The sequence below is a fragment of the Methylobacter sp. BlB1 genome (genome assembly GCF_015476545.1).
GTDB lineage: Bacteria > Pseudomonadota > Gammaproteobacteria > Methylococcales > Methylomonadaceae > Methylobacter.
In genome coordinates, this window is record NZ_JADMKV010000023.1 from 40,097 (window position 1) to 62,624 (window position 22,528).

19 protein-coding genes are annotated in these 22,528 nt (G+C 54.1%); 14 read left to right on the forward strand and 5 right to left on the reverse strand.

The features are described from left to right. Nucleotides 1–34: 34 nt before the first annotated feature. The 8 genes from IT781_RS10805 to IT781_RS10840 all read left to right on the forward strand — a co-directional run bounded on the left by IT781_RS10805 (nt 35) and on the right by IT781_RS10840 (nt 9,930). On the forward strand, nt 35–2,431 hold the full coding sequence (locus IT781_RS10805) for a polysaccharide biosynthesis tyrosine autokinase (protein ID WP_194970167.1): 2,397 nt from the start codon (nt 35–37) through the stop codon (nt 2,429–2,431). 3 nt (nt 2,432–2,434) lie between these two features. After that, nucleotides 2,435–3,682: an O-antigen ligase family protein gene (locus tag IT781_RS10810; protein ID WP_194970168.1), complete on the forward strand. Its 1,248-nt coding sequence runs from the start codon at nt 2,435–2,437 to the stop codon at nt 3,680–3,682. A gap of 22 nt (nt 3,683–3,704) precedes the next feature. Further along, a complete protein-coding gene (locus IT781_RS10815) occupies nt 3,705–5,018 on the forward strand; it encodes a lipopolysaccharide biosynthesis protein (protein ID WP_194970169.1) in 1,314 nt (437 codons plus the stop codon). A 90-nt stretch (nt 5,019–5,108) separates the two neighbouring features. After that, nucleotides 5,109–6,053, forward strand: coding sequence for a bifunctional 2-polyprenyl-6-hydroxyphenol methylase/3-demethylubiquinol 3-O-methyltransferase UbiG (locus IT781_RS10820; RefSeq protein WP_194970170.1), 945 nt, complete (start codon nt 5,109–5,111; stop codon nt 6,051–6,053). Nucleotides 6,054–6,093: 40 nt separating this feature from the next. Then, the gene (locus IT781_RS10825; protein WP_194970171.1) at nt 6,094–6,870 is read left to right on the forward strand and encodes a glycosyltransferase family 2 protein; all 777 of its coding nucleotides are present in this window, start codon (nt 6,094–6,096) and stop codon (nt 6,868–6,870) included. 11 nt (nt 6,871–6,881) lie between these two features. Then, nucleotides 6,882–7,763, forward strand: a complete 882-nt coding sequence (locus IT781_RS10830; protein WP_194970172.1) for a glycosyltransferase family 2 protein — start codon at nt 6,882–6,884, stop codon at nt 7,761–7,763. 30 nt (nt 7,764–7,793) lie between these two features. Further along, entirely contained in the window at nt 7,794–8,996 is a 1,203-nt protein-coding gene (locus IT781_RS10835) for a glycosyltransferase (protein WP_194970173.1), read from the forward strand. Beyond that, nucleotides 8,989–9,930, forward strand: a complete 942-nt coding sequence (locus IT781_RS10840) for a glycosyltransferase family 2 protein (protein WP_194970174.1) — start codon at nt 8,989–8,991, stop codon at nt 9,928–9,930. The genes IT781_RS10835 and IT781_RS10840 overlap by 8 nt, the downstream gene beginning before the upstream one ends. Before the next feature lie 95 nt (nt 9,931–10,025). Here IT781_RS10840 and IT781_RS10845 read toward each other — a convergent pair whose 3' ends face one another. Beyond that, nucleotides 10,026–10,766 (reverse strand): TSUP family transporter, encoded by a 741-nt coding sequence (locus IT781_RS10845; RefSeq protein WP_194970175.1) that lies wholly within the window; start codon nt 10,764–10,766, stop codon nt 10,026–10,028. Between the two features lie 379 nt (nt 10,767–11,145). After that, complete coding sequence (locus tag IT781_RS10850; protein ID WP_194970176.1) at nt 11,146–11,874, reverse strand: hypothetical protein; 729 nt, start codon at nt 11,872–11,874, stop codon at nt 11,146–11,148. A gap of 101 nt (nt 11,875–11,975) precedes the next feature. On the opposite strand from IT781_RS10850, the gene IT781_RS10855 reads away from it, so the two are divergent. From IT781_RS10855 to IT781_RS10875, 5 genes are all read left to right on the forward strand, one after another. Then, nucleotides 11,976–14,132 carry an amylo-alpha-1,6-glucosidase gene (locus IT781_RS10855; RefSeq protein ID WP_194970177.1) on the forward strand — a complete coding sequence of 719 codons (2,157 nt, stop codon included), beginning with the start codon at nt 11,976–11,978 and terminating at the stop codon, nt 14,130–14,132. Nucleotides 14,133–14,662: 530 nt separating this feature from the next. Beyond that, complete coding sequence (locus tag IT781_RS10860; protein ID WP_194970178.1) at nt 14,663–16,822, forward strand: S8 family serine peptidase; 2,160 nt, start codon at nt 14,663–14,665, stop codon at nt 16,820–16,822. 20 nt (nt 16,823–16,842) lie between these two features. After that, nucleotides 16,843–17,502: a hypothetical protein gene (locus tag IT781_RS10865; RefSeq protein ID WP_194970179.1), complete on the forward strand. Its 660-nt coding sequence runs from the start codon at nt 16,843–16,845 to the stop codon at nt 17,500–17,502. Between the two features lie 179 nt (nt 17,503–17,681). Further along, nucleotides 17,682–18,332 carry a hypothetical protein gene (locus tag IT781_RS10870; RefSeq protein WP_194970180.1) on the forward strand — a complete coding sequence of 217 codons (651 nt, stop codon included), beginning with the start codon at nt 17,682–17,684 and terminating at the stop codon, nt 18,330–18,332. 164 nt (nt 18,333–18,496) lie between these two features. Next, the gene (locus tag IT781_RS10875) at nt 18,497–19,438 is read left to right on the forward strand and encodes a hypothetical protein (RefSeq protein ID WP_194970181.1); all 942 of its coding nucleotides are present in this window, start codon (nt 18,497–18,499) and stop codon (nt 19,436–19,438) included. Nucleotides 19,439–19,515: 77 nt separating this feature from the next. On the opposite strand, the gene IT781_RS10880 is transcribed toward IT781_RS10875, so the two are convergent. Together IT781_RS10880 and IT781_RS10885 are read right to left on the reverse strand one after the other, a co-directional pair. Beyond that, nucleotides 19,516–20,124, reverse strand: a complete 609-nt coding sequence (locus IT781_RS10880; RefSeq protein ID WP_194970182.1) for a nitroreductase family protein — start codon at nt 20,122–20,124, stop codon at nt 19,516–19,518. An 11-nt stretch (nt 20,125–20,135) separates the two neighbouring features. Then, nucleotides 20,136–20,834, reverse strand: a complete 699-nt coding sequence (locus tag IT781_RS10885; protein WP_194970183.1) for a pirin family protein — start codon at nt 20,832–20,834, stop codon at nt 20,136–20,138. A gap of 421 nt (nt 20,835–21,255) precedes the next feature. Here IT781_RS10885 and IT781_RS10890 point away from each other — a divergent pair, with 421 nt between their 5' ends. Continuing rightward, complete coding sequence (locus tag IT781_RS10890) at nt 21,256–21,516, forward strand: hypothetical protein (protein WP_194970184.1); 261 nt, start codon at nt 21,256–21,258, stop codon at nt 21,514–21,516. A 395-nt stretch (nt 21,517–21,911) separates the two neighbouring features. Here IT781_RS10890 and IT781_RS10895 read toward each other — a convergent pair whose 3' ends face one another. Next, a complete protein-coding gene (locus IT781_RS10895; RefSeq protein WP_370526984.1) occupies nt 21,912–22,118 on the reverse strand; it encodes a C2H2-type zinc finger protein in 207 nt (68 codons plus the stop codon). Nucleotides 22,119–22,528 lie beyond the last annotated feature (410 nt).

The window sequence follows — 22,528 nt, forward strand, 5'->3', positions numbered from 1 at the left end:
AGTTTGTTTTCACACGATCAGGAAAAAAACGATTATGTATTTACAGAATGAAGTTAACTCAATTCCGCCGCTGAATCCGCAACCGCTCCCGCGGATTGAAGAACGTAGCGTAAGTATTCGAGATTATATCGATCTGTTGATTGAAGGCAGAAAGACCATTCTGTTGGCTACACTGGCAGCATTGCTGATAGCGACGGTCTATCTGGTGCTGGCGCCGCGCACTTACAAGGCGGACGCGATGCTGCGGATCGACAAGAACAAGGCGCTGCTGGCGGCGCCGCTGCACAGCGACAAGAACCAGGCGCCGGCCGAAGCCGACGGTCCCAATGCGCAGCGTGAAGTGGAAATCCTGCGTTCCCGTTCGGTGCTGGGCAAGGTGGTGGAAAATCTCAACCTGACCGTGCAAGCCTCTCCGCGCTATTTTCCTGTCATCGGTGAGACACTGGCTCGCAAGCATGACGCTCATGACGGCCTGGCCAGCCCCTGGCTGGGATTTAGCCGCTGGGCCTGGGGCGGCGAAAAGCTGAAGGTCGATACTTTCGATGTGCCTGACCGCTATCTGGGCAAGGAATTCACCCTGATCGCGCTGGAAGGCGGCCGTTTCCAGTTGCTGGGCCCGAAAGATGAGCCGCTGGCCGAAGGCTCGGCCGGCGAGTCCGTCAGCGGCGACATCGGCGAAAGCGCGCCTGTGGTCATCCAGATCTCTGAGCTCGAAGCGAACCCCGGCACGCATTTCAATTTGGTCAGGAAAACTTCATTAGAGGCCATCGAAACGCTGCAAAAGGCTTTCGCCGTCAAGGAAGTCTCCAAGGACACGGATATTCTCAGCGTCGAGCTGAAAGGCAAGGACCCCGAGCAACTGGCTAAGTCGGTCAACGACATCGCCACGATTTATGTCAACGCGACCGTCAATTGGGAATCAGCGGAAGCCGGACAGAAACTGGCGTTTCTGGAAAGCCAATTGCCTATCGTCAAGGAACGGCTGGAAAAGGCAGAGCAAAGCCTGAGCGCCTATCGGCAGAAGCACGGCGCAGTCGACATCTCCGCCGAGGCTGAAATTCTGCTGAAACAGGCTTCGGACTTGGAAACCCTGGGCATCCAGCTCAGACAGAAGCACGACGAGCAAAGCCAGCGTCTGGAATCCGAGCATCCGGATATGATTGCCACCAACACCCAGATCAAGCACGTCAATGGCAAGCTGGCTGCGCTGAACAAGCGCATCAAGGATCTGCCGCGCACGCAGCAGAGCGTGGTCAGCCTGTCCCGCGATGTACAGGTCAACACCGAGCTTTATACCTCGCTGCTGAACAGCGCGCAGGAGCAACGCATCGCCGCGGCCGGCTCCTTAGGCAACTCGCGCATCGTCGATTATGCGGTCACGCCGGAAAAGCCTTACTGGCCCAGACCCGGCCTGCTGCTGGCCATCGCCGGCCTGCTGGGCCTGACTGGCGGTTCGGCGACGATATTTCTGAGATATTCCCTGCAGCGCCATGACAATTATCCGGCCCTGCTGGAATATCAGGTGGGCCTGCCGCTGTACGCAGCCATCCCGCACAGCAAGAAGCAGCAACGGCTGGCGCGCCTGATCGATCAGGGCAAGGCGCGCGAGCCCGGCATTCTGGCCAGCCAGGACCCTCAGGACATTTCCGTCGAATCGCTGCGCGGCCTGCGCACCACGCTGGAAGCGACCCTGGCCAACAGCGAAAGCAAAGTCATCATGGTCAGCAGCCCGGCGCCCGGCATGGGCAAGTCTTTCGTCAGCACCAACCTGTCGGCGCTGCTGGCCAGCATCAAGAAGCGCGTATTGGTCATCGACGCCGACATGCGCAACGGCAAACTGCACAGCGCGTTTTCCGTCGACCGTCAGCCCGGCCTTTCCGACCTGTTGGCCGGCAGGGCCACGCTGGGCGAAGTCATCATCAGCCTGCCCGAAGTCGGCGTGGACTTCATACCAAAAGGCAACACGGTCCTGAATCCGGCGGAATTGCTGGTGATCGGCAATCTGGAAGAGATCATCGAACAGTTGAAGAGCTTTTACAACCATATCGTGATCGATTCACCGCCGATTCTGGGCGCCACAGACCCGGCCATTCTGGGCAAGCACGCCGACGCCACCTTCCTGGTCGTCAAGGAAGGCCGCTATACGGCGCAAGAGCTGGAAGTCAGCTTCAAGCGCTTCCAACAAGTCGGCATCAAACCGAACGGCTTTATCATCAACAACATGAAGGAAGGCTCATCGTATTCGCCTTATTATGGCTACGCCTACAGCACCCAAATCGATGAGAACCAAAAGAGCTTGTCTGAAAAAATCCCCGGCTATCAGGCGGTCGAGGAGTGGTTCAGAAGAAACCAGGAGCCGGAAACCGAAGTGCTTCCGCCTTTGGCGATGGATGATGAACTGCCTTTAGTAATGGATGAGGAACGGACTTAAGCGATGAATCTGCGCCTGGAGAAAGATCTGCCGATGCTGCTGTTTGCGTTGGTCTGCGCATCGACCGTGGCGGCTCTGCCCCAGATGGAGTCGAACTGGAACGGCGTGAAAGAGGTTTACGGCGAGCAGGATTTCGGTTTGCGCATACTGCGTGAAGTCATGCTGCTGGTGCTCATCGTCTATGGATTTCTTGAGACGCGCCTGCGGCAAGGCATCTTGATCGCGCCCGTGTTTGCCTTTCTTACCGTAATAGCCACTTATGTACTGGGTGAAATCGTCTATGCGCTTTCTCTGGACCTGCCTTTGGTCGTGCCGATGGCGGGGCTGCGTATTTTCGAATATCTGCCCGTGGCGTTGATCGGTTTTGCGACCAGCCGTTTGGGCGCAGGCGAATATGTCCTTTATAAATTCGCGCATTATCTGCGTTATTACATTGCACTCCAGACCGTATTGGCGATCACCCAGGCCTTGTGGGCGCCGCCGATACTGGGCGTGTCGCTGCTGGGCGGCGGACGGCCTTTCGGCACCTTCGTCAGCCCCAACCTGTTCGGTGCCGCCATGGCGACCTGCTCGTTGCTGTTCGCCCTGGTGCCGGGCATGCGCAAGTGGATGGCGGTGAGCATCTTTCTGGCGCTGCTGAGCGGTTCGCGTACGGCGCTGATCAGCTCCTTGCTGGTGGTGTTCTTCCAGATTTATGCGGCGCTGCGTCCGCGCGACCGTTGGGCGCTGGTCATGCCGGCGCCGCTGCTGGCTGTCGGCGCCTTAGTCCTGGCCTCCAGCCCCTTGCTTTCCGGCCGCGACGACGCGGACCCGACCCAGGACGGCCGTCTGGACTTGTGGCAGCGGATCTTTTCCAATTATATTGATGGGCCTGAGGATGTTCTGTTCGGCTGGGGTCTGGGGCTCAGCTCCAATACCATCAACGTCCTCTATGGCGCCGAATATTTCCCTGGCCAGTTCGATTCCGACAGTCTGTATTTATTCCTGCTGAATGGCTATGGCGTGATCGGCCTGTTGGCCTATGTCGGCTTTTTATGGATGACGACAAAGGTATCCGTCCATTCCAATAAGGGATTGGTCATCATGTTTATTCTGGTGGCGGGACTGACTTTCAATATGTGGGAGTATTTTCCGCAAAATGCGATGCTGATGTACCTGTGGGGAACCGTATTAGGAACCGGACTTCCCAATGCGATCCCGTTGAAATCCGGCCCGGTAGCTTCGGAATCCTATTATCAGCGTCCCAACTGACAGCAAGCCTTTAAAAGACACTATGGGACTATTGAAAGAAAGACGATTATTCGGCGATGCGTTCTGGGCGCTGTTCGGACAACTGGCATCGGCTCTGGCCTTGCTGGCAGGCACGCGCATTCTGACCGAACTGGTCGCGCCGGAGACCTATGGACAGGTCGCCTTGCTGAACGGCTTTGTCGCACTGGGCGTGAGTCTTTTTTCCTATCCTTTCATCTGTGCCGGCATGCGGATATTGCCGGAGTGCCAGAACAGGCAGGAGCGCGCCGACCTGCATGGCGTCGTGGCCAGCCTGACTGGAAGCTCTACGATGCTGGCGATTGTTTTTCTGGTATCGGGCGGCGCCGTCTACGGCTATCTGACCCATAATGACAGCTGGCTGTACGCGCTGGCAGGCATCCTGTTGGCGGTGACAGTGCGCCGGGAACTAGGCATTCAGTTGCTGATCGGCGAGCGCAAGCAGCGGGGCGCGAGCCTGTGGCAGACCACCGATAGCATCCTGCGGCCGGTGATCTCGATCTCGCTGGTCTGGTATCTGGGCCGGCAGGCCGAATGGATCTTGCTGGGCTACATCCTGGCCAGCCTGGTCTCCAATACGGTCTGGTCGCTGATCCACCGCGTGAAAGCTGAGGACAAACAGCGCCGGCCGGTCAGGTCCCGCAATTTCAGGCGGGATGTGCTGGCTTATGCCCTGCCCTTGATTCCAATGGAGTTGATTTTCTGGCTCAACGGCCTGGGCGATCGTTATGTCATCGGCTACATGATGACGGCCGCGGACGTGGGTTTGTATGCGGCGACCTACCTGATCATCAACGAGGCGTTCAACCGCAGCGCGATGGTGCTGCTGCGCACTTTTCAGCCGGCCTACTTTCAAAAATGTTCGCAGAACCACATAAAGGAAGGCTGTAGGCTGTTGTGGCTGTGGATAGGCTGCGTGATTGCCATGGGCATTATCGGCGTGACGCTGTTGCTGTTGACCAAGGATTGGGTGGCGACTTTGCTGTTGGCAAAATCGTATCATTCAGCGGTTGCGCTAATGCCGGCCATTGCGGTCGGTTCTGCCTTGCATGCCTTGGGAACTGTCGTGGGCCAGCCGCTGCTGGCCAATAAAAAAACCCGGCTGTTTTTGCTTGGCCGCGTCTGCGGCGCTGTGGCGGCGGTCATCAGCATTCCGTTGATGGTGAAACACTACGGCCTGATGGGCGCGGCCATGGCCAATCCTATCTATTACGGCGTCGAGACGTTGGTTCTGGCGCTCCTGGCCAAGCCGTGGCGAATCATCAGCTTGCAGCACAATGACGATATCGAGGCGGCAGGCTGCAATACCGCAGCCTGAAGCGTTCGTAATGATCGGCTAATGATTGAGAGATAAAATTGCTGAACCCTATTTTTAACCAACAGGCCCGTTAAAGGAAAAATAAACATTATGGCGTATGCACCGGCAACATCAGAAATCTATGGCGACGTTTTACACGAATGTGTGGCCTGCGGCAGTCAAAAAATAAGCTATTGGCGGACGAAAAATTTTCAGTACACGGATGGCGCTGACAACAAGGAATTCCATATCTATCGCTGCGTCGACTGCGGCACCGGTTTCCTGAACCAACCTCCGCATGTGCAATGGCTGCAGGCCATTTACCAATACTCGGGTCAGGCGCTGACCCAGCCTGTTACCATAGAGGATGTGCTGGCCAGGGAAGCCGAGTTCCCCAACTGTACGGTCGATGCCGAGCGCATGGCTAAGAATGCGGACCAGTACAATTATTCCGACAACCGCCGCGCGCTGGATATCGGCTCAGGCTTTGGTTTCTACACGCGGGCGCTGAAAAAAGCGGGCTATCAGACGGTCAGCATCAATCCGGGCGAATACGAAAACGAAGTGTTCCGAAAATTGAATAGCGATGAGCCGGTTCCTGTCATGTTCGAGGAGTTTGAACCGGACGAACCATTCGGCGTGGTGCTGATGTCGCAGGTGCTGGAGCATTTGCTTGAGCCGAACCGCTCCATACGCAAAGTCTCAGACTTGCTGACCACCGGCGGCGTTCTGGCCTGCGCCGTGCCTAATTATGATTCGTTCCTGGTCAAGCTGCTGGGCACGAAGGATAATGCCTGTCTGTGGGTGCCGGAGCATGTCAATTACTTTACCGAGCAAGGCCTGACAGCCCTGCTCGAACAGAACGGCTTCCATGTGGTTAAGGTGGAGCAGATCACCCGGGTGCCGTTCAATGCGCTATCCAGACGCTTGGGGCTAAGCGGGAGACCGGCTGCCGCAGCCGACGCGCTGGTCAGGTTTGTGCAAATCCCGTTCGCCGGTCTGATGAATTTCTTCGGACTGGGCATTTACATCAATCTCTATGCGGTCAAGAAATAACCTTGCCGTGCATGCAAACCGGAAATTTCAGAAAGAACCTATGCTGACAGTCGCTATTCTGACCAAAAACGAAGAAGCCAACCTGCCCCGTTGCCTGCAAGCCATCCCCGACCGCTATCCCATCGTCATCGTGGACTCAGGCAGCACCGATAATACATTGGCCATCGCCGAAAGCCGCGGCTGCAGGATTTATCACAACCCGTGGCCCGGCTTTGCCGAACAGCGCAATTTCGCCATCAATCAGTGCGGCATCGACACGCCCTGGATATTGTTTGTCGACGCCGATGAAATCTATCCTGAAAAATTCTATGACTGGTTTGAATCCGGAATGCCCGACAATGAAGCGATCGATGTGCTGATGGTGCCGTCTATCCTGTATCTTCGGGAAAAGCGCCTGGATTACGCGCCGGGCTATCCCATTTATCACCCGAGACTGGTGCGCAGGGAAACCACGCGATTTGTCCGCAACCATACAGGACACGGCGAAGCCGTTGTTAACACGTGCCGGATCGGCTACACCGACATTCCTTACGAACACTATTTTTACCACGGCGAAATCATTGAATGGATGCACAAACATATCGGCAAGGCCGCGCAGGAAGTGCAGCTCAAGCCGACCACCGGCGCCGTGATGACCACGCGCGGGCGACTCAGCGTCTTATTGGGGCGGTCCTGGTTAAGGATTGTCGCCCGGTTTCTATACCACTTCGTGTTGCGAGGTGGTTTTCTGGACGGCTTTGCAGGGCTGGAGTTTGCGCTCATGTTTACCTGGTATGAGGCAACCATCTATGTTCAGGCAAAGGCCGCCACTCAGTGAAGGTAATCAATATGAAAGTTTCACTCGTTTTGGCAACGCTGGGAAGAGACAGCGAATTGGTTGATTTTTTGAAGTCTTTAAAAGACCAAACCTATAAAGACTTTGAGTTGATCATTATCGACCAGAACAAGGACGGCAAAATTGATGCTATCGTCGAATCGTTCAAAGGCTGCTTTCCGGTAAACCATATCAAAGTGAATTTTGCCGGCAACGCCAGGGCGAGAGATTATGGTATCGGCTTTGCCAAGGGCGGCATCATCGCCTTCCCTGATGACGATTGCGCCTATGATCAGGATGTGCTGAAAAATGTCGTATCCGAATTTGAAAGCCGCACAGACCTCGCCATCCTGGTGGCGGGCTCGTATGACTTTGCATCCGACCGGTTCAGCATTGGCGTCAACAGTCCCAAAGCCCAATATTTTTCACGTTTCCGGATGATGGGCGTCGAGTTCACGCAGTTTTTCAACATGAATAGGATTGATCGCAAGCAATTTCACATGGATCACGACTTCGGCATCGGCTCAAAGTATTCCGGGGGCGAAGGCTTTGAGCTCCTGTATCGGCTGCTGCGCGCCGGCTGCACGGCTTTCTATACGCCAGACATCAGGATTTATCACGCCGACAAGGATCACTATAAGCTTGGCACCTCAAGGATGCTGATGTATTCCACCGGCGTCGGCGCTTACATCAGAAAATTCGCCAATCAGCTGGACGTGTTCATTCTGTACTACATCATCCGCAAGATGTTCGTCGCGCCCGCCATCAAGATGCTGCTGGCCCTGGTTCTGCTGAACCCGAAAAAGCTGGCCTACTCTTTTTACAATCTCGTCGGCATCTGGCGCGGATTTCTGGCCTATCAAAGCCCCGAACGCGAGCCCCACAACAGTTTTTAATTATTCACAGACAGATTCAGGAAAACTATTATGAATGCAGGTATCGTTACCACGCATATACCTCCGGCCAAAGGTTACGGCGGCGTATCCGTCACAGCCAGCGTTTTGACCAAGGCCTGGGCGGAACGGGGGCACAGGATGGCGGTGGTTTCGTCCGACGAATCCATCGACGGCCGGCTGCGTCCCGAGCAGGTACAGCTTGGCGAACAGGTGGAGGTCGATCTCTATCATTGCTATGGCTTCAGACGCTGGGGCTTCGGGCTCGGCGCCATTCCGGCCTTGTTCAAATTATGCCTGCGGGCGCCGGTCGTCTATATCCACGGCATCGCCACCTGGCCTTCCACGCTGGCGGCTGTTTTCTGCGTGCTGCTGCGCCGCCCGTTCATGGTCGCCGTGCACGGCGGGCTGATGCCTGAACATGTTGCGCTGATCCGCCGGCAGAAACCTCACAAATGGCTTTACTACAAATGGCTGACCTTTCCGACCCTGCGCCGAGCCATCGCCGTGCATTGCACCAGCGACACCGAAGCCGAAGGCGTGCGCGATGTGCTCGGCGAAGACGCGCGCATACTGCAGGTTCCCAATGGCATCGACAGCCGTGAAATTGAAGTGGCCCAACACCCGGCCGGAGAAGGCATGAAGCTCTGCTTTCTCGGCCACATTCAGCAGGAGAAAGGCATCAACGCTTTTATCCGGGCATGGCTGAAAGTTCGCCGGCTCGCCGATCGGCTGGTGATCGCCGGCCGAAGCGTCGACGGCGACTATTTCGAAGAGTTTCAGGCGCTGGTCGAACAGGCGCAGGGCGCTATCACTTACCGGGGCTATCTGCAGCGCGATGAAGTCATGGATTTGCTGGCGTCCAGCCATTTTCTGGTGCTGCCTTCAGGGCTGGAAGAAGCGGGCGGCATGCGCGAGAACTTCGGCAATGTGGTGGCCGAAGCCCTGGCGGCTGGGCGTCCGGTTCTAGTGGCCAGAGGACTAGCATGGGACCATATTGAATCTGCTGGCGCCGGCTTCATCTTCGATAGAAATGAGGCTTCGGTATGCGAGGTTCTGCGTAAAGCTCAAGCGTTGAACCTGCCGGAATGGCAACAGCTGTCATCCAAGGGCCGGCAATACGTCGAGCAACAGCTCGATCCCGTCAAGCTGGGCGATCGGGTCTGGCAGGTGCTGACGAAACCCGGCCTTGGCCGTGCGCCGCAAAAACTGGCGGAGGGTTCATCGTATGAGTAAGATCGGCCTTATCGTCCCTACCCTGAACGCCGGCAAGCTTTGGCAATCCTGGCTTGAAGCGTTCGAACAACAAACCCGGAAACCGGACTACCTGCTGGTGATCGACTCTTCGTCCAACGACAATACCGCAGCCCTGGCGCGCGCCCATGGCTTTACCGTGAAAGTGATCGCCAGGGCCGATTTCAACCACGGCGGGACGCGCCAAATGGGCGTGGAGATGATGCCGGATGCCGAAATCATCGTGTTCCTGACGCAGGATGCCTTATTGGCCAACCCCGATGCCATCGAGCAGCTATTAGCCGTATTCGAGAATAAGCGGGTCGGCGCGGCTTATGGACGCCAGCTTCCGCATCGGAATGCCGGGCCGATTGCCGCCCATGCCCGTCTTTTCAATTATCCACCGGAGAGCCAGCTGCGCGGTCTGGAAGACCGGGCACGTTTTGGCATTAAAACGGCCTTTATCTCCAATTCCTTCGCCGCCTACCGGCGCAGCACACTGACCCATGTGGGCGGGTTCCCTGCCGATACCATCATGAATGAAGACACGCATGTGGCCGGGCAAATGTTGACGGCCGGCTGGCAAATCGCTTATTGCGCCGAAGCCCAAGTGTTCCATTCTCACGACTACCATTTTATGGATGAATTCAAGCGCTACTTCGACATCGGCGTTTTCCATACTCATACGCCGTGGCTCCAGCAGTTATTTGGCGGAGCATCCGGCGAGGGACGGCGCTATGTCATATCGGAGATGCGTTATCTGCTGAAAAAAGCACCGTGGCTGATTCCTTCCGCCATGCTGCGGACGGCACTCAAGTGGCTAGGATTCAAGATGGGGGGCTCCCTGCCCCGGGCTGTCAGCCAGTACCTCAGCCTGCATCGCTCTTACTGGCTTAACATCCTGCCAGACTCTGAAGCAAAATTGAAACAAATGTAGATAACGCCCATATACAGGCGGAGCTGTCCTGCTAAAGCCATAAACAGCTTATAAGCAGGATGCTCTCTTAAGATAGCAAGCCTTTCTGGATTGTTTCAGATCCATAAGTTCCATAACCCCAAAGCGCTAACAATCACCAGACCGCCGCCAATCCAGCGCTTAAACAGCAAATCATTGCGCATAATGGCGTCATGCGCTTTCAGCCCCAGCATATGTCCGACAGCGGCAATCGGTATCAGCGTCAGCGCAGCCAGAAAATGCAAGTCAACCGACAGGGCGACGAAGGTCGTCATTTTGATGCTGACCAGGATAAACCATAGTACAAACAAGGTATCGCGCAATTGCTCCCTGCTGACATTGCGCATGTATACGGCCACCATCAAAGGGGCTCCGGTCAGAGACGTTCCGGCGATATAGCCGCCCAAGATCAACAGCAGCTTGTCCACCCAGTTCCGGCGGCTTTCAATGGCGCGGTTGAACAGCCATGTCAAACCATAAAACAAGGTGATCGAATAAATGAACACGTTCAGCCACAAGGTCGGTAGGTTCACCAATCCGAATACGCCTATGATGGCCGGGGGAATAATGTAAATCGAAGACTGCCGCAAATACCGCCAGTCGACATTATGCAGGCGGGTACGCAATGTTAAACCGGAAAAAAACAGTAAATGCGTACTGATGATAGGCAGCCATAAGAGGGGATCATTGTGTACGAACAGCATCAGCGGCAAACCCAATGCGGCGCCGCCAAAACCAAGTCCTGTCCGTACAAAACCGGCCCAGACAAACAATACGGCGATGACCAGCGTTTGATCAAGCGAGAAATCGAGTAACATAGTTCAAAAATTATAAAACGGCGCTCAACAATTACCGGTTTTCAGTGTCCGCTTTATCAATCTTTTTATTTCTCGGATAATTCACGGCCATTCAGGTCGCGCTAGTTTAGCAAGAAGTGAACTAGAATAATACTGACGCTGACAGTCTCAGTTCGGCCAGAAGCGCTCTATCAAAAAATTGCTTCAATATCTGCAAAGGCCTTTAAAAGCGGCTATTTAATGCCGCGCTAATTTTTTAAACTTATAAATTGATGTTGTACATGGACGATTTTATCCCGTTTGCCGCGCCGAGCACCGCAGCTTTTAGCGGCGGTAGGCTGGGTTTCCGCTAAAACTCCACCCCAGCCTACACAAGCTCTTCCCAACTATCTGACTTGGTTTATTCCCGATAAACAGGGGCTTGAGGGTAACCTTGTTGTTGCGGGTAACCTGGTAGCTGGGGATAGCCCTGTTGTTGAGGATAGCCTTGTTGCTGGGGATAATATCCTCGTTGTTGGGGGTAACCCTGTTGCTGGGGATAGCCTTGTTGCTGAGGGTAATACTCTTGCTGTTGCGGGTAGCCCTGTTGCTGCGGATAACCTTGTTGTTGGGGCTGTTGATAACCATAAGGCCTAGTCGGCGGCAGTCTGCTGCCCGTGATCACTTTTTTCAGGTAGCCTTTTTGCTGCATGCAGCTATCGATTTGATTTGCCGGAATCAAGGCCTTGGTCGCTACATCTATAAGGATACTCATCATATCCTGGCTTGCCGGGCCTTCATCAGCTGTGCTGGCCTGATCTTCGCAGTCCGCCGTTTCACTGGGATCGGCAAGATAGCCGTCACGATCAACCCATATTGTTCTTTGTTTAGGTGCGGCATAGGCGGATGTTAATCCAGCCGAGACCATAACGGTTAACAGCAGACCGGCTGCTTTTAAATAATGACCACGGTGTAGAATGGGTGCATGATTCTTAGAAATCAAATTCATGGTGAGCTCTTTATGTTTAAACCAAAACAGTAATTTTCCAACTAATAGCCGAACTACAGATAGAATATAGTATAAATCAATGGGTTCGGGATGTCCTGTTGTCAAATCTAAATAATGTAACGGTGTATTTTTGGGCTCCATTTCTCACATTCCAATAAAGGAAAATGCCCAGGCGGGCGACATGAACCTGCCTGAATCCGCCAGGTCCAATAGCATGCTTTCCTCTTTGTGGAGACAGTTCAATGGCTCTGGAAATCACGGTCGGCCCTCCCGTCATCACCATCAATTATGGCAATACCTTCCTGGTCTCCGAATTCGACGGTTCCATCACGAATGCTTCCGACCAGGGACTCTATTCCCGGGATACCCGCTACATCAGCCACCATCAACTCTACATCGATGGTCAGCCGTGGACCCTCCTGAACTCAGCAGAGGTCACTTATTACGCGTCGCGGACCTACCTCGTGAACCCCAGGGTTGTCACGGAGCATGGCGAAATTGCACCGGCAATCCTGGGGCTCGCTTTGAGCCGCGTCATAGCTGAAGGACTGCATGAGGACATCGATATCCGGAACTACAGTTGCCAGCCTTTGCACTTCAATCTCGAGATCCTGATCCGCTCCGATTTTGCCGATATCTTCGAAGTCAAAGCCAAGGAATTTACGCGCAGGGGGCACATCGAAACCGAATGGCAGAGCGATTCCCAGCAGTTGGTCACCCGCTATTCCCACGACGATTTTCAGAGATCTTTCATCGTGAGGATGGAGCACTGTACCTCAAAGGCCATATACGGCAACGGCCGCATCAATTTCGTGGTGGATCTCCCACCCGGCGGCAATTGGCATACCTGCTGCAAATACGAGATCCTCGAAGACGACTTCCTCCATGTGGCGCCAAAGGAATGCGCCCATGCGCTTTATCGGTCCCAAACCGCCCACAATCTCTCGCGCTGGAAGCAGGTCACCACGCAGATCACCACTTCGAACGAAGATTTTTATCGGCTGTATCGGCAATCCGTCGAAGACATGGCGGCGCTGCGCCTGCCCCGTGGTGGTGAACATCGGCACGAGATACTCGCGGCGGCCGGAGTACCCTGGTTTGTCAGTGTTTTCGGCCGTGACAGCCTGATCGTGAGCCTGCAGAACCTGATCGTATATCCGGATTTCGCCCGCGGTACGCTGCAGCGTCTGGCGGATCTTCAAGCGACCGAAATCGACGATTACCGGGACGCCGAGCCCGGCAAGATGCCCCACGAGCTTCGCTCCGGCGAGTTGGCGCATTTCAGGCGCATACCGCACACGCCTTATTACGGCACGGCCGATGCGACCATCCTGTATCTGATCGCGCTGCATGAAGCCTGGAAATGGCTGGGCGATGATCTGCTTTTCCCCCATTACGAAGACGTGGTACGGCGGTGCCTGGAGTGGATCGATCATTACGGCGACCGCGACGGTGACGGCTTCCAGGAATATCAGACCCGTTCCGCACGCGGCTACGAAAACATGGGCTGGAAGGACGCCGGCGATGCCGTGGTTTATCCGGACGGCTCGCTGGTCAAAGGCCCGAAAGCCTTGTGCGAGCTTCAAGGCTATGTTTTCGATGCCAAGCTTCGGGCCGCGGATGGGGCCGAATACTTCGGCCATGCCGAGCAGGCCGCACGGCTGCGGAAAGAAGCCGCCGAACTGCAGCTACGCTTTGAGGAGCAGTTCTGGTGCGAGGATCTCGGCTACTACGCCTATGCCCTGGACGGCGACAAGCGGCAAGTCAAGACGATCGCATCCAATGCCGGCCATCTGCTCTGGAGCGGCATTGTGCGCCCGGACCGCGCCGAACAGGTGGTCCGGCGGCTGCTCAAGCCCGACCTGTGGAGCGGCTGGGGCATTCGCACGCTCTCCGAGAGAAACCCGGCCTACAACCCGTTCTCTTATCAAAACGGTTCGGTATGGCCGCACGACAACGGCATCATCGCCATGGGCTTCAAGCGTTACGGATTTGCGAAAGAGGCGGGGATGATCGCCCGCGATATCAGCGAAGCCGCCAGTTACTTCAGGTTCCATCGCCTGCCGGAGCTGTATGCGGGCATCCGGCGGAGGTCCGGGACTTTCCCGGTCCAGTACCTCGGTGCCAATGTGCCTCAGGCCTGGGCCGCGGGCAGCGTGTTCCATCTGATTCGCGCCATCCTGGGACTCGACGCCGATGCCCACAAGAAGACGCTCTACATCGATCCGGTGCTGCCTGACTGGCTGCCGGACATCACCCTTCGCCAGCTGCGGGTGGGCCAGGCAACCGTCGATATCCGCTTTTGGCGCGAAGGGGAAGCGACCCGGCATGACGTACTCGCCGTCACAGGTGAGCTGAAGGTGGAAGCGCGCGAAACTCCCGGCCTGAAAGAAGATTGAACTCACTGCGTGTGCCTGGGTACCTGCGTGCATGAACCGAGTGTCCTCAGGGCGGATCATCGAGCCGTTGTTTTCAATGCTGATACAAGCGCCTCTGTTTTTGCGTGTCAATCAATCGTTAACTCTATATAAACAATAAAAGAACGCTAGACGATCCATTAGTTACTTTTTCTGACTAATAAAGCCTGCTTCGCGTACTGGATGCAGCAGTCATTCGCGTCACCAGCCGCCATTTCGATCAATACGCTCAATATAGAGATCGAACTGCCCATAGGGGATTGCGTGCTTTCTTTCAAATCAGTGGGATAACACAGCATAGCCGCATAACTGACCGGCATAAACGGGAAATTCTTGACCTTAAAAATTGTGCAGGCTGAAATCATATGTTAGAGTGCGCCCCCTGCTGCGTACCTTACTGACTAGGCTGGTTTCTTCCGGCCTGCTGGCTGTTCTGGTTTGCTCGCCGCATCTCATACTGGCTAGTATGGAAATAATTAAAATATTACTTTAATGGAATAATAAAAATAACCATGTTTGGACCAAAAACAACAGCCCTATTGGCGCTGTCTACTGTGCTTGCGACGCCTGTTGCCTTTGGCGCTCAATCCGACCCTGCCGACTATGCAAGATTGCTCAACGAAGCGCATTCCAAAGGTGCGGTTCGCGTCTTGGTGACGCTGGATAACTCGGTAACGCTGGAAAGAATGAAAAATGACTTGGCATCCGTAAACGCAGAAACAGAAGCGAAAGCGGAAGCCTTGTTAGCAGAACTGGGGCAAGATGCGATGACGTCGGGATATTGGAACAACGGCATCGGCCAAGTGGGGGTCTATGTCAATGCAAAAGGTCTTGGCATTCTAGCGAACAGCACTAACGCGATAGATTTCTCGCCTGATGCCACGCAGGCCTACCGGATTCGGGCTTATGGCGCCGATGGCAGCCTCGACGCCATCGAATCCATTATCAATGAAAAAGGCTTTGCCGTTGTTGAAGTGTTTCTGAACATCGATGAAGGCGACTACGATATCGACAGAAACGGCAAGACCGTGTTCAGGCCTTCACCGGAACTGTCAGACCAGATCGCCAGGCGCCTGAATAATATCAATGCGCATCCTGTTGCCCGGACCTTCAAAAACTATGACGCCAGTCCGTCCCGGGCGCCTGCGCCCAGCCCGAGTTTTCGGGCGAGAATTGACAAAAATGCGTTTTATGAACTGCGTGAAAGCGAGGACGTAAGGGCAATCAAGCCGATAGGCTTTGTTGATGCCCGTCCGGCCCAATGGCCGGCTGATGTGCTAAAATCCGCACAGACTGACGGATCGGCCGAAGTTATTATTACGCTGCGCGGCGGCGCTATTTTTTCCGCGAAGGCCGGCTTCATGTCGCCCAAAGCGTTAAAGGCTCAAGCCGACGCCAATCAGCGAGCCTTTGATGATATATTGGCCGATGCCGATACATCGTCAACGTCCGCAACTGTGGCAAGCTATGCCGCAACCGGGGCTATTCATGCACGTGTTCCATACGACGTCTTAGCGCGGTTGTATAAAAATGCCGATCCTAGAATTCTCAGCATCGAATTGAACCAACCTGCCGCCGAGGCGATGCTGACCAACAGTACCGGACTAATGAATATGCAATCCGCATGGAACGCCGGGTATCGCGCTGCCGGACAGAAAATTATCGTTATGGACACCGGCATACGAAAAAATCACGAGCTCTTCAAAATGAACGGCGCGACCAAGGTCACCTATGAGGCTTGCTTCGGCACGGATGGCAGTGATGGTTATCGTTCGATCTGCCCCAGCAAGGATGTCAAAGGTGACAGCCCATTAGGCCTGGCCGGCTCCGGAGAGCCGTATGCAGACGTGACAACCTGCGCTTCTTTGGCCGCAGACAACATCGATTATCATGACTGTTCGCACGGCACGCATGTCGCAGGCATCGCGGCAGGCCGCCAAAGCCCTTATATTTCGCCATCGAGCCTTCAAGGCGTTGCACCCGATGCTGAATTGATCTCAGCTCAAGTGTTCTCGTATGATAAAACGAACTTAAAGGCAGGAGCATTTAACGGAGACATTCAGGCTGCCCTCGACGCCGTATTATCGGCCACGACGCCTGACACGAACAATCCTTACGTGGTCAATGTGAGCTTGGGCGGAGAGATCTTTTCTGGAGATTGTCCAAATTACTCTATCAACGTGAAAAACGCTATAGAAAGCTTGGCTTCTCGGGGAGTTCCGGTTGTGGTCGCAACAGGGAACAATGGGAGTAGCGATGGAAAAAGCGGAAGCCGTAATGGAATCAGTTGGCCTGCCTGTGTCCCTTATGCTATCAAAGTCAGCTCAGTTTTTAACGACACAAATGGTACAGCCCTTGCTGAATTCGCAAACATCGGCGATCCCGCCAACTTTACAGGACCAATTCTGTTGACTCCGGGTGGCGGAGGGGGAACATTGGTCAGATCTGCGGATCGCGCTTCGACTACCGCCACCAAACAGCTGCAAGGCACGTCACAAGCAGCCCCGCACGCTGCCGGTGTGTATGCTGCCATCAAGGCCGCCATTCCCGGCATCAGCGTCGCGGATGCCACGGCCTGGATCATTACTACGGGCAGCATCCCTGTCACTTACAACTTGCCCGCACCCGTCAATACCCAAACTTATCGGCGGATTCGTATCCCCAATTTCTAATAGTATCCGGAGACATGATAATGAAACGCTTTATCCGACACGCGCTATTGCTTGGCGCATCCACAGCCTGTCTGCTAGGAGCCCCCTTTTCGCAGGCCGAAACCGGGACTCCGGAACTTAACCCCATAGGGGCCACGCAATATGTGGAAAGTACCAGGGAATTTTCGGAACCGGGACGGTATTGTTTCCCACAAACGACCCGGCGGGGCAAACTCGACAAGACCTTTCTGGATTACCATCTGCTCATAGCGCCGGAAGACCACTTAAAGACCGGGGACATATTCGTCGGCTTTCGTCGCAATAGCCAGCCTGATGCACTATGGCTATACAATGGTTCTACATGGGTTGCTGCTGACGATAACCAGTACCCATACCACAAGGCCTTTATACCTCTTTCAACACTGGAGCCGATCATACCGACCAGCATTTCCACTTCAGGCCCGGTAGATGTGACCGAGTTTGCCGGAGACGGGGAGATATGGGTAGGTTATGGGTTAAGGAAGGACGCGGAAGCGACCGAAGAGGATTCGTTTCAGGATATGATTAGCAACCAGCGCTATTACCGAGTGTGGCAAATAGGCGACTCCGATGCGGAGGCGAAGGAATCAACTATTTGCCTACCTATTAGCCAAATGACGGTGACTACAGGTTATATGGAGATTATAGCTACGGAGAAATAAGACACAATCTCCTATTTCCAGAATTGCAAATAATCAACAAATCGTCCAAGAACGATGACAAATTTGCAGAAGCAGTCTCAACTAGCCGAGCGGCTGATTTTTTGAGGGCCGCTTCCCAAGCGGGCCGGAGTTTGCACCCCAGCCAGCCCCAATTTCTAACAGTATCCGGAGACATGATAATGAAAAGCTTTATTCGACACTTGCTATTGTTTGGCACATCCACAGCCTGTCTGCTGGGTGCCTCCCTCTCACAGGCTGATGACATCGTCAAAACTACGGAGTTCTCAAAACCGGGACAATATTGCTTCGATCAAACCTCCCTGCGAGGTAAACTCGATAAAACCATCCTGGAGCACCATTTGATCATACCGCCGGAAGACCACTTCAAGACCGGGGATGTGTTTGTCGGCTTTCGCCGCAGCAGCCAACCCGATGCTTTATGGTTGACGGATGGTTTTCAATGGCGCGCTTATGACGACAATGAGCTCCCGTATATGCCTTTTAAAGGAGATATAAAATTGGAGCCGGTGATCAAGGCTGAAGTTTTTCATACCCCGAAGGATGTGACCGAGTACGCAGGCGATGGGGAGATATGGGTAGGCTATGGCGTGAGGCAAGATGAAACGGAGACCCGGGAGGATTCCTTTCAGGACATGATCAACAACCAGCGCTATTACCGAGTTTGGCGAATAGGCGATCTAGTAGTGGATGGCCTGAATCCAGAAATCTGCCTGACTACCACAAAGATGGAGGAGCGTATATTGGTAATCGGTATCTCCCCGATAAAAGAAGGCGAGGGCGAGCCCGTTCCGGCAGTACCGGAACAGTAGTTAGCCGGGTCCAGGCAGCTTTCTGCCTGGACCACAGCATCAGATATAGATGGCTCTTCGCGATTTCACCCGATGGCCGCAATACCTAATGTTAAACATATACAAACAAACCTTATCGACGGATTCGTATCCCCAATTTCTAATAGTATCCGGAGACATAAATAATGAAATACTTTATCCGACACGCGCTATTGTGCGGCGCGTCCGCAGCCTGTCTGCTTGGCGCCCCCTTTTCGCAGGCCGAAACCGGAGCGCCGGAACTTGAGTCCATAGGTGCCGCGCAATATGTGGAAAATACTATGAAATTCTCGGAGCCGGGGCGGTATTGTTTTGAACAAACAACTCTGCGAGGCGCGCCCGACAAAACCATTCTGGATCATCATCTGCTCATACCGCCGGAAGACCACTTAAAAACCGGGGATGTGTTTGTCGGCTTCCGCCGCAATAGCCAGCCTGATGCGTTATGGCTATACAATGGCTCCACGTGGGTTGCTTCTGACGATAATCAGTACCCATACTCCAAGGCCTTTATAATTTCATCAAAACTGGAATCGGTCATACCGACGAGCATTTCCTATTATGCCCCGATAGATGTGACCGAGTTTGCCGGGGATGGGGAAATATGGGTAGGTTATGGGTTAAGGAAAGACTCAGCGGCGACCGAAGAGGATTCGTTTCAGGACATGATCAGCAACCGGCGCTATTACCGGGTGTGGCAAATAGGCGGTTCAGTGGATAGGCAATCAGTGATCTGCTTGCCCATCACTCAGATGACGGTAGGCACAAGCTCTAGCGATATTATTATGCCGGGTGAGAAACAGCCTCAGCCTCCTATTCCGCCGAAAGCACACTTGGTAATCGTCCCAGTTACCGACAGCCCCTTAAAAATAGCTAACCGCCGAGCGGCTGGTTTTTTGAAGGCCGCTTCCCAAGCGGGCCGGAGTTTGCATCCCCGGCCCGCCCCAATTTCTAATAGTATCCGGAGACATAAATTCAGATATAAAACCGTTGGTATTCGCGGAGAAACGACCCGGCATGATGTACTCGCCGTCACGGGTGAGCTGAAGGTGGAAGCACGTGAAACGCCCGGCGTGAAAGAAGCCTGAACACGCGTCAGGATCAATCGCCTTCCTTTTGGCCGCTCAAATCAGCTTTATCCTCCATATCGGAGCCCAGTGATTCGCTATTTGCCGATCTCGGTCGGTTCAGCCCAGGCGTTCTCGAAAACGAAGGCGCTGATTGGACGCCGCGAGCGCGGCGTGCGGTCCCGCTCCTGAAGCGCCTCCGGAAGATTGCCGCCGTCGCCCAGATAGCCGATGGCGATTGCGGTCAGAGGCTCAGCCCCTTCGGGTACCCCGTACAGCTCGCGCACCCGCTCCGGGACGATACCGATCATCTGGTGAACGAACAGCCCGCGGGCCGTGGCTTCCACGCACAGATTCCCTGCCGCGAGGCCGAGATCATGCAGCGCCGCCTTGTTCGGCTTGCCGTTTTTCAGAAACGCGAGCATCGCAACACCGATGAGGAGAACGGGCGCATGCTGCGCCCACACCTGGTTGCCCTCGACCAGACAGGACAGAAGCTTCGCAAACGCTTCCGGCTGCGACCGGCGCGCCAGCAGGTAGCGCCAGGGCTGCTCGTTGTAGGAGGACGGCGCCCAGCGCACGGCCTCGAGGATGGCGAGCAGGTCTTCCGTGGCGACGTCCCGGTCGGCGAAACCGTAAGGACTCCATCTCTTCGCCAATGATTCTTCGATCGGGTAGTCGGTATGGGCCTCTTTGGCTTGGGTCATTGTCGTCACTCCTATCCAAGGTCAAACACCAGCAGTTCGGCCTCACTGTCGGCCGTTATCTCCACCTGTGGCTCATCGCTGAGGGCGGCACCGTCGCCTTCCTGCAGGGAAAGGCCGTTCAGGCGAATGCGGCCGCGGATCACCTGCACCCAGGCATGGCGTCCCCCGGCAAGCGCATGGGTCACAGACTGACCGTTCTCCAAGACCGCGGCATACAGCTCCGCATCCTGATGCATGCGCAAGGAGCCGTCCCGGCCGTCCGGGGAAACAATCAGCCGCAGGCCATTGCGCCGCGCCTCGACCGGGAAGTGGCGCTGCTCATAGGCCGGCGCGAGCCCCTGCTCGTCGGGAAGAATCCAGATCTGGAGGAAATGAACGAGGTCTTCGCTCGAAGGATTGTACTCGCTGTGCGTGACTCCGGTGCCCGCGCGCATGAGCTGAACGTCCCCGGGGCGGATCACCGAGCCGTTGCCCAGGCTGTCCCGATGCTCTAGCGCACCGTCCAGCACGTAGGTGATGATCTCCATATCCCGGTGCGAATGGGTGCCGAATCCCTGCCCCGGTTGGACCCGGTCCTCGTTGATGACCCGCAGTGCCCGAAAGCCCTGGTGCTGCGGATCGTAATACTGGCCGAAAGAGAACGTGTGATAGCTCTCCAGCCAACTAAGACGGGAGCGCCCTCGCTCGTCAGCTTTCCGGATCTGAATCATCGCTAGCCCTCCGCTTGGTGAACCGATTGACTGATAGACTCCGAACCGGCAAAAATTATCCATCATGTATTTGGGGATTGCTGTAGATAGAGTTACGGACAAATAACGTTGGACCTCGAACGATCGCTATCTGAAAAACAATCGAACAATTTCGAAAGACGGAGCACTTAGACACAAGCTTGAGGCTGGCTCGGCCTAAAAATAGTCATTTAAAGCCAGGTCGAACAGAAGGCAGTCAATGTCATGTGCGAAGGTTTTAAAGAGTTGCATTGAGATACAGGGAATGATAGAAATTTTTTTGTAGATGAATAAAACCATCTATACCTAAGTCTAATCGCTTGAGCATTCAAAACCGCATCGAAAAAATGCTCAAACTTTATCTCAAAGATTAATAACTACTAAAAAACCGAGGAGATCTAGAATGAAAAAACTTCTGTTAGCAATGACTGCATTGGCTTTAACTGCCTTAATGCCATCCCTATCAATCGCTGGCGAATCAGATAGCTGCAAAGGTTGTCACAATGGTTCGGTTTCCCCAAGCTTTGACACTTTAAAAAGTAAATACAAAACTGTTGATGAATTAGTCGCAGCTGCTAAAAATTCTAAAAATGACATGATGAAACCCGCTCAAGCCAATGAGGCCAAATTAAAAGCGGCTGCCGAAGAAATCATGAAGCAATAGGCTGAATCAGCCAGCCTGATAAATCATAAAAACGGGCATAAGCTTAAGGGAATCTCGAAAAATCTGTGCTTTTGGGTTGAAAAATTCCAAACCAGAAGAAAGCCCGATGTTTTTCAGTATCCGGTTTATGTTTTTGGCCCAAAATGCAGGCTTCGCGCATTTTGGGCCAAAAACATAAACCAGTCATTTCAGCGATTGCCGACAAAGACCATTAAAAGTCGATTTTTGCTGTAACGCGACGGGGTTTACAACCCCGCTGCTTACCTTGCCTTTCGTGAAGCCGGCAATGGCCAACTGCATGAAACATTACAGACGGGGCAACAAGCCCCGTCCGGCTTTAGGAAACCAACAGGCGCGTCCGCAACAGCAATTCTTCCCGCTTTGAGGTATTGCTGTCAGGGCTCTTGTTCTCCTGCATGCGCCCGAATGTGATGCGCTCCGAGCGCTTCTTCGGTGTTGAAGCGCTGACCGCATCGACCGCACTTGTATTTGAATTCTCCTTCCGGGGAAACAAACTCCCCGCCGCATTCATTTCGGTGTTCCCTGAGGTCATCCCTATTGTCGAACACCGCCCCGCATTGCGGACATGCCATCTGTGCCATGACTAGCCTCCTTTTTGATGTTTTGTGAAACCTGAGTGTTCTCAGGTTTGCATTTCTTTACAGTCGCTCAACAAATTATTGTCCAGGTCCGGTTAACATATGTCTTTTTACAGTTTACTGTCAAGGATGAGCTTGAGCGCCAGATTTTCTAAACGGTTTAACTACATTTTATGCATGAAATGGGCCGGGATAATTCCAAAGCCACATTTTGAATGACCGAAATATCGCTCTGAAACGACATTTAAAAAACGCTATGCATAGACGGCTTAGAATCCAACTGAAACGGCCGCTATCAGGCTCAATCTAAACCAGCATTTAGAAATGCCAGATCAAATCCAGTTTTTTCAAACAATCATTGTTAACACCAAGGGACTTTGTCGTACTTTAACTACCAAGCGATTTTGTCGTAA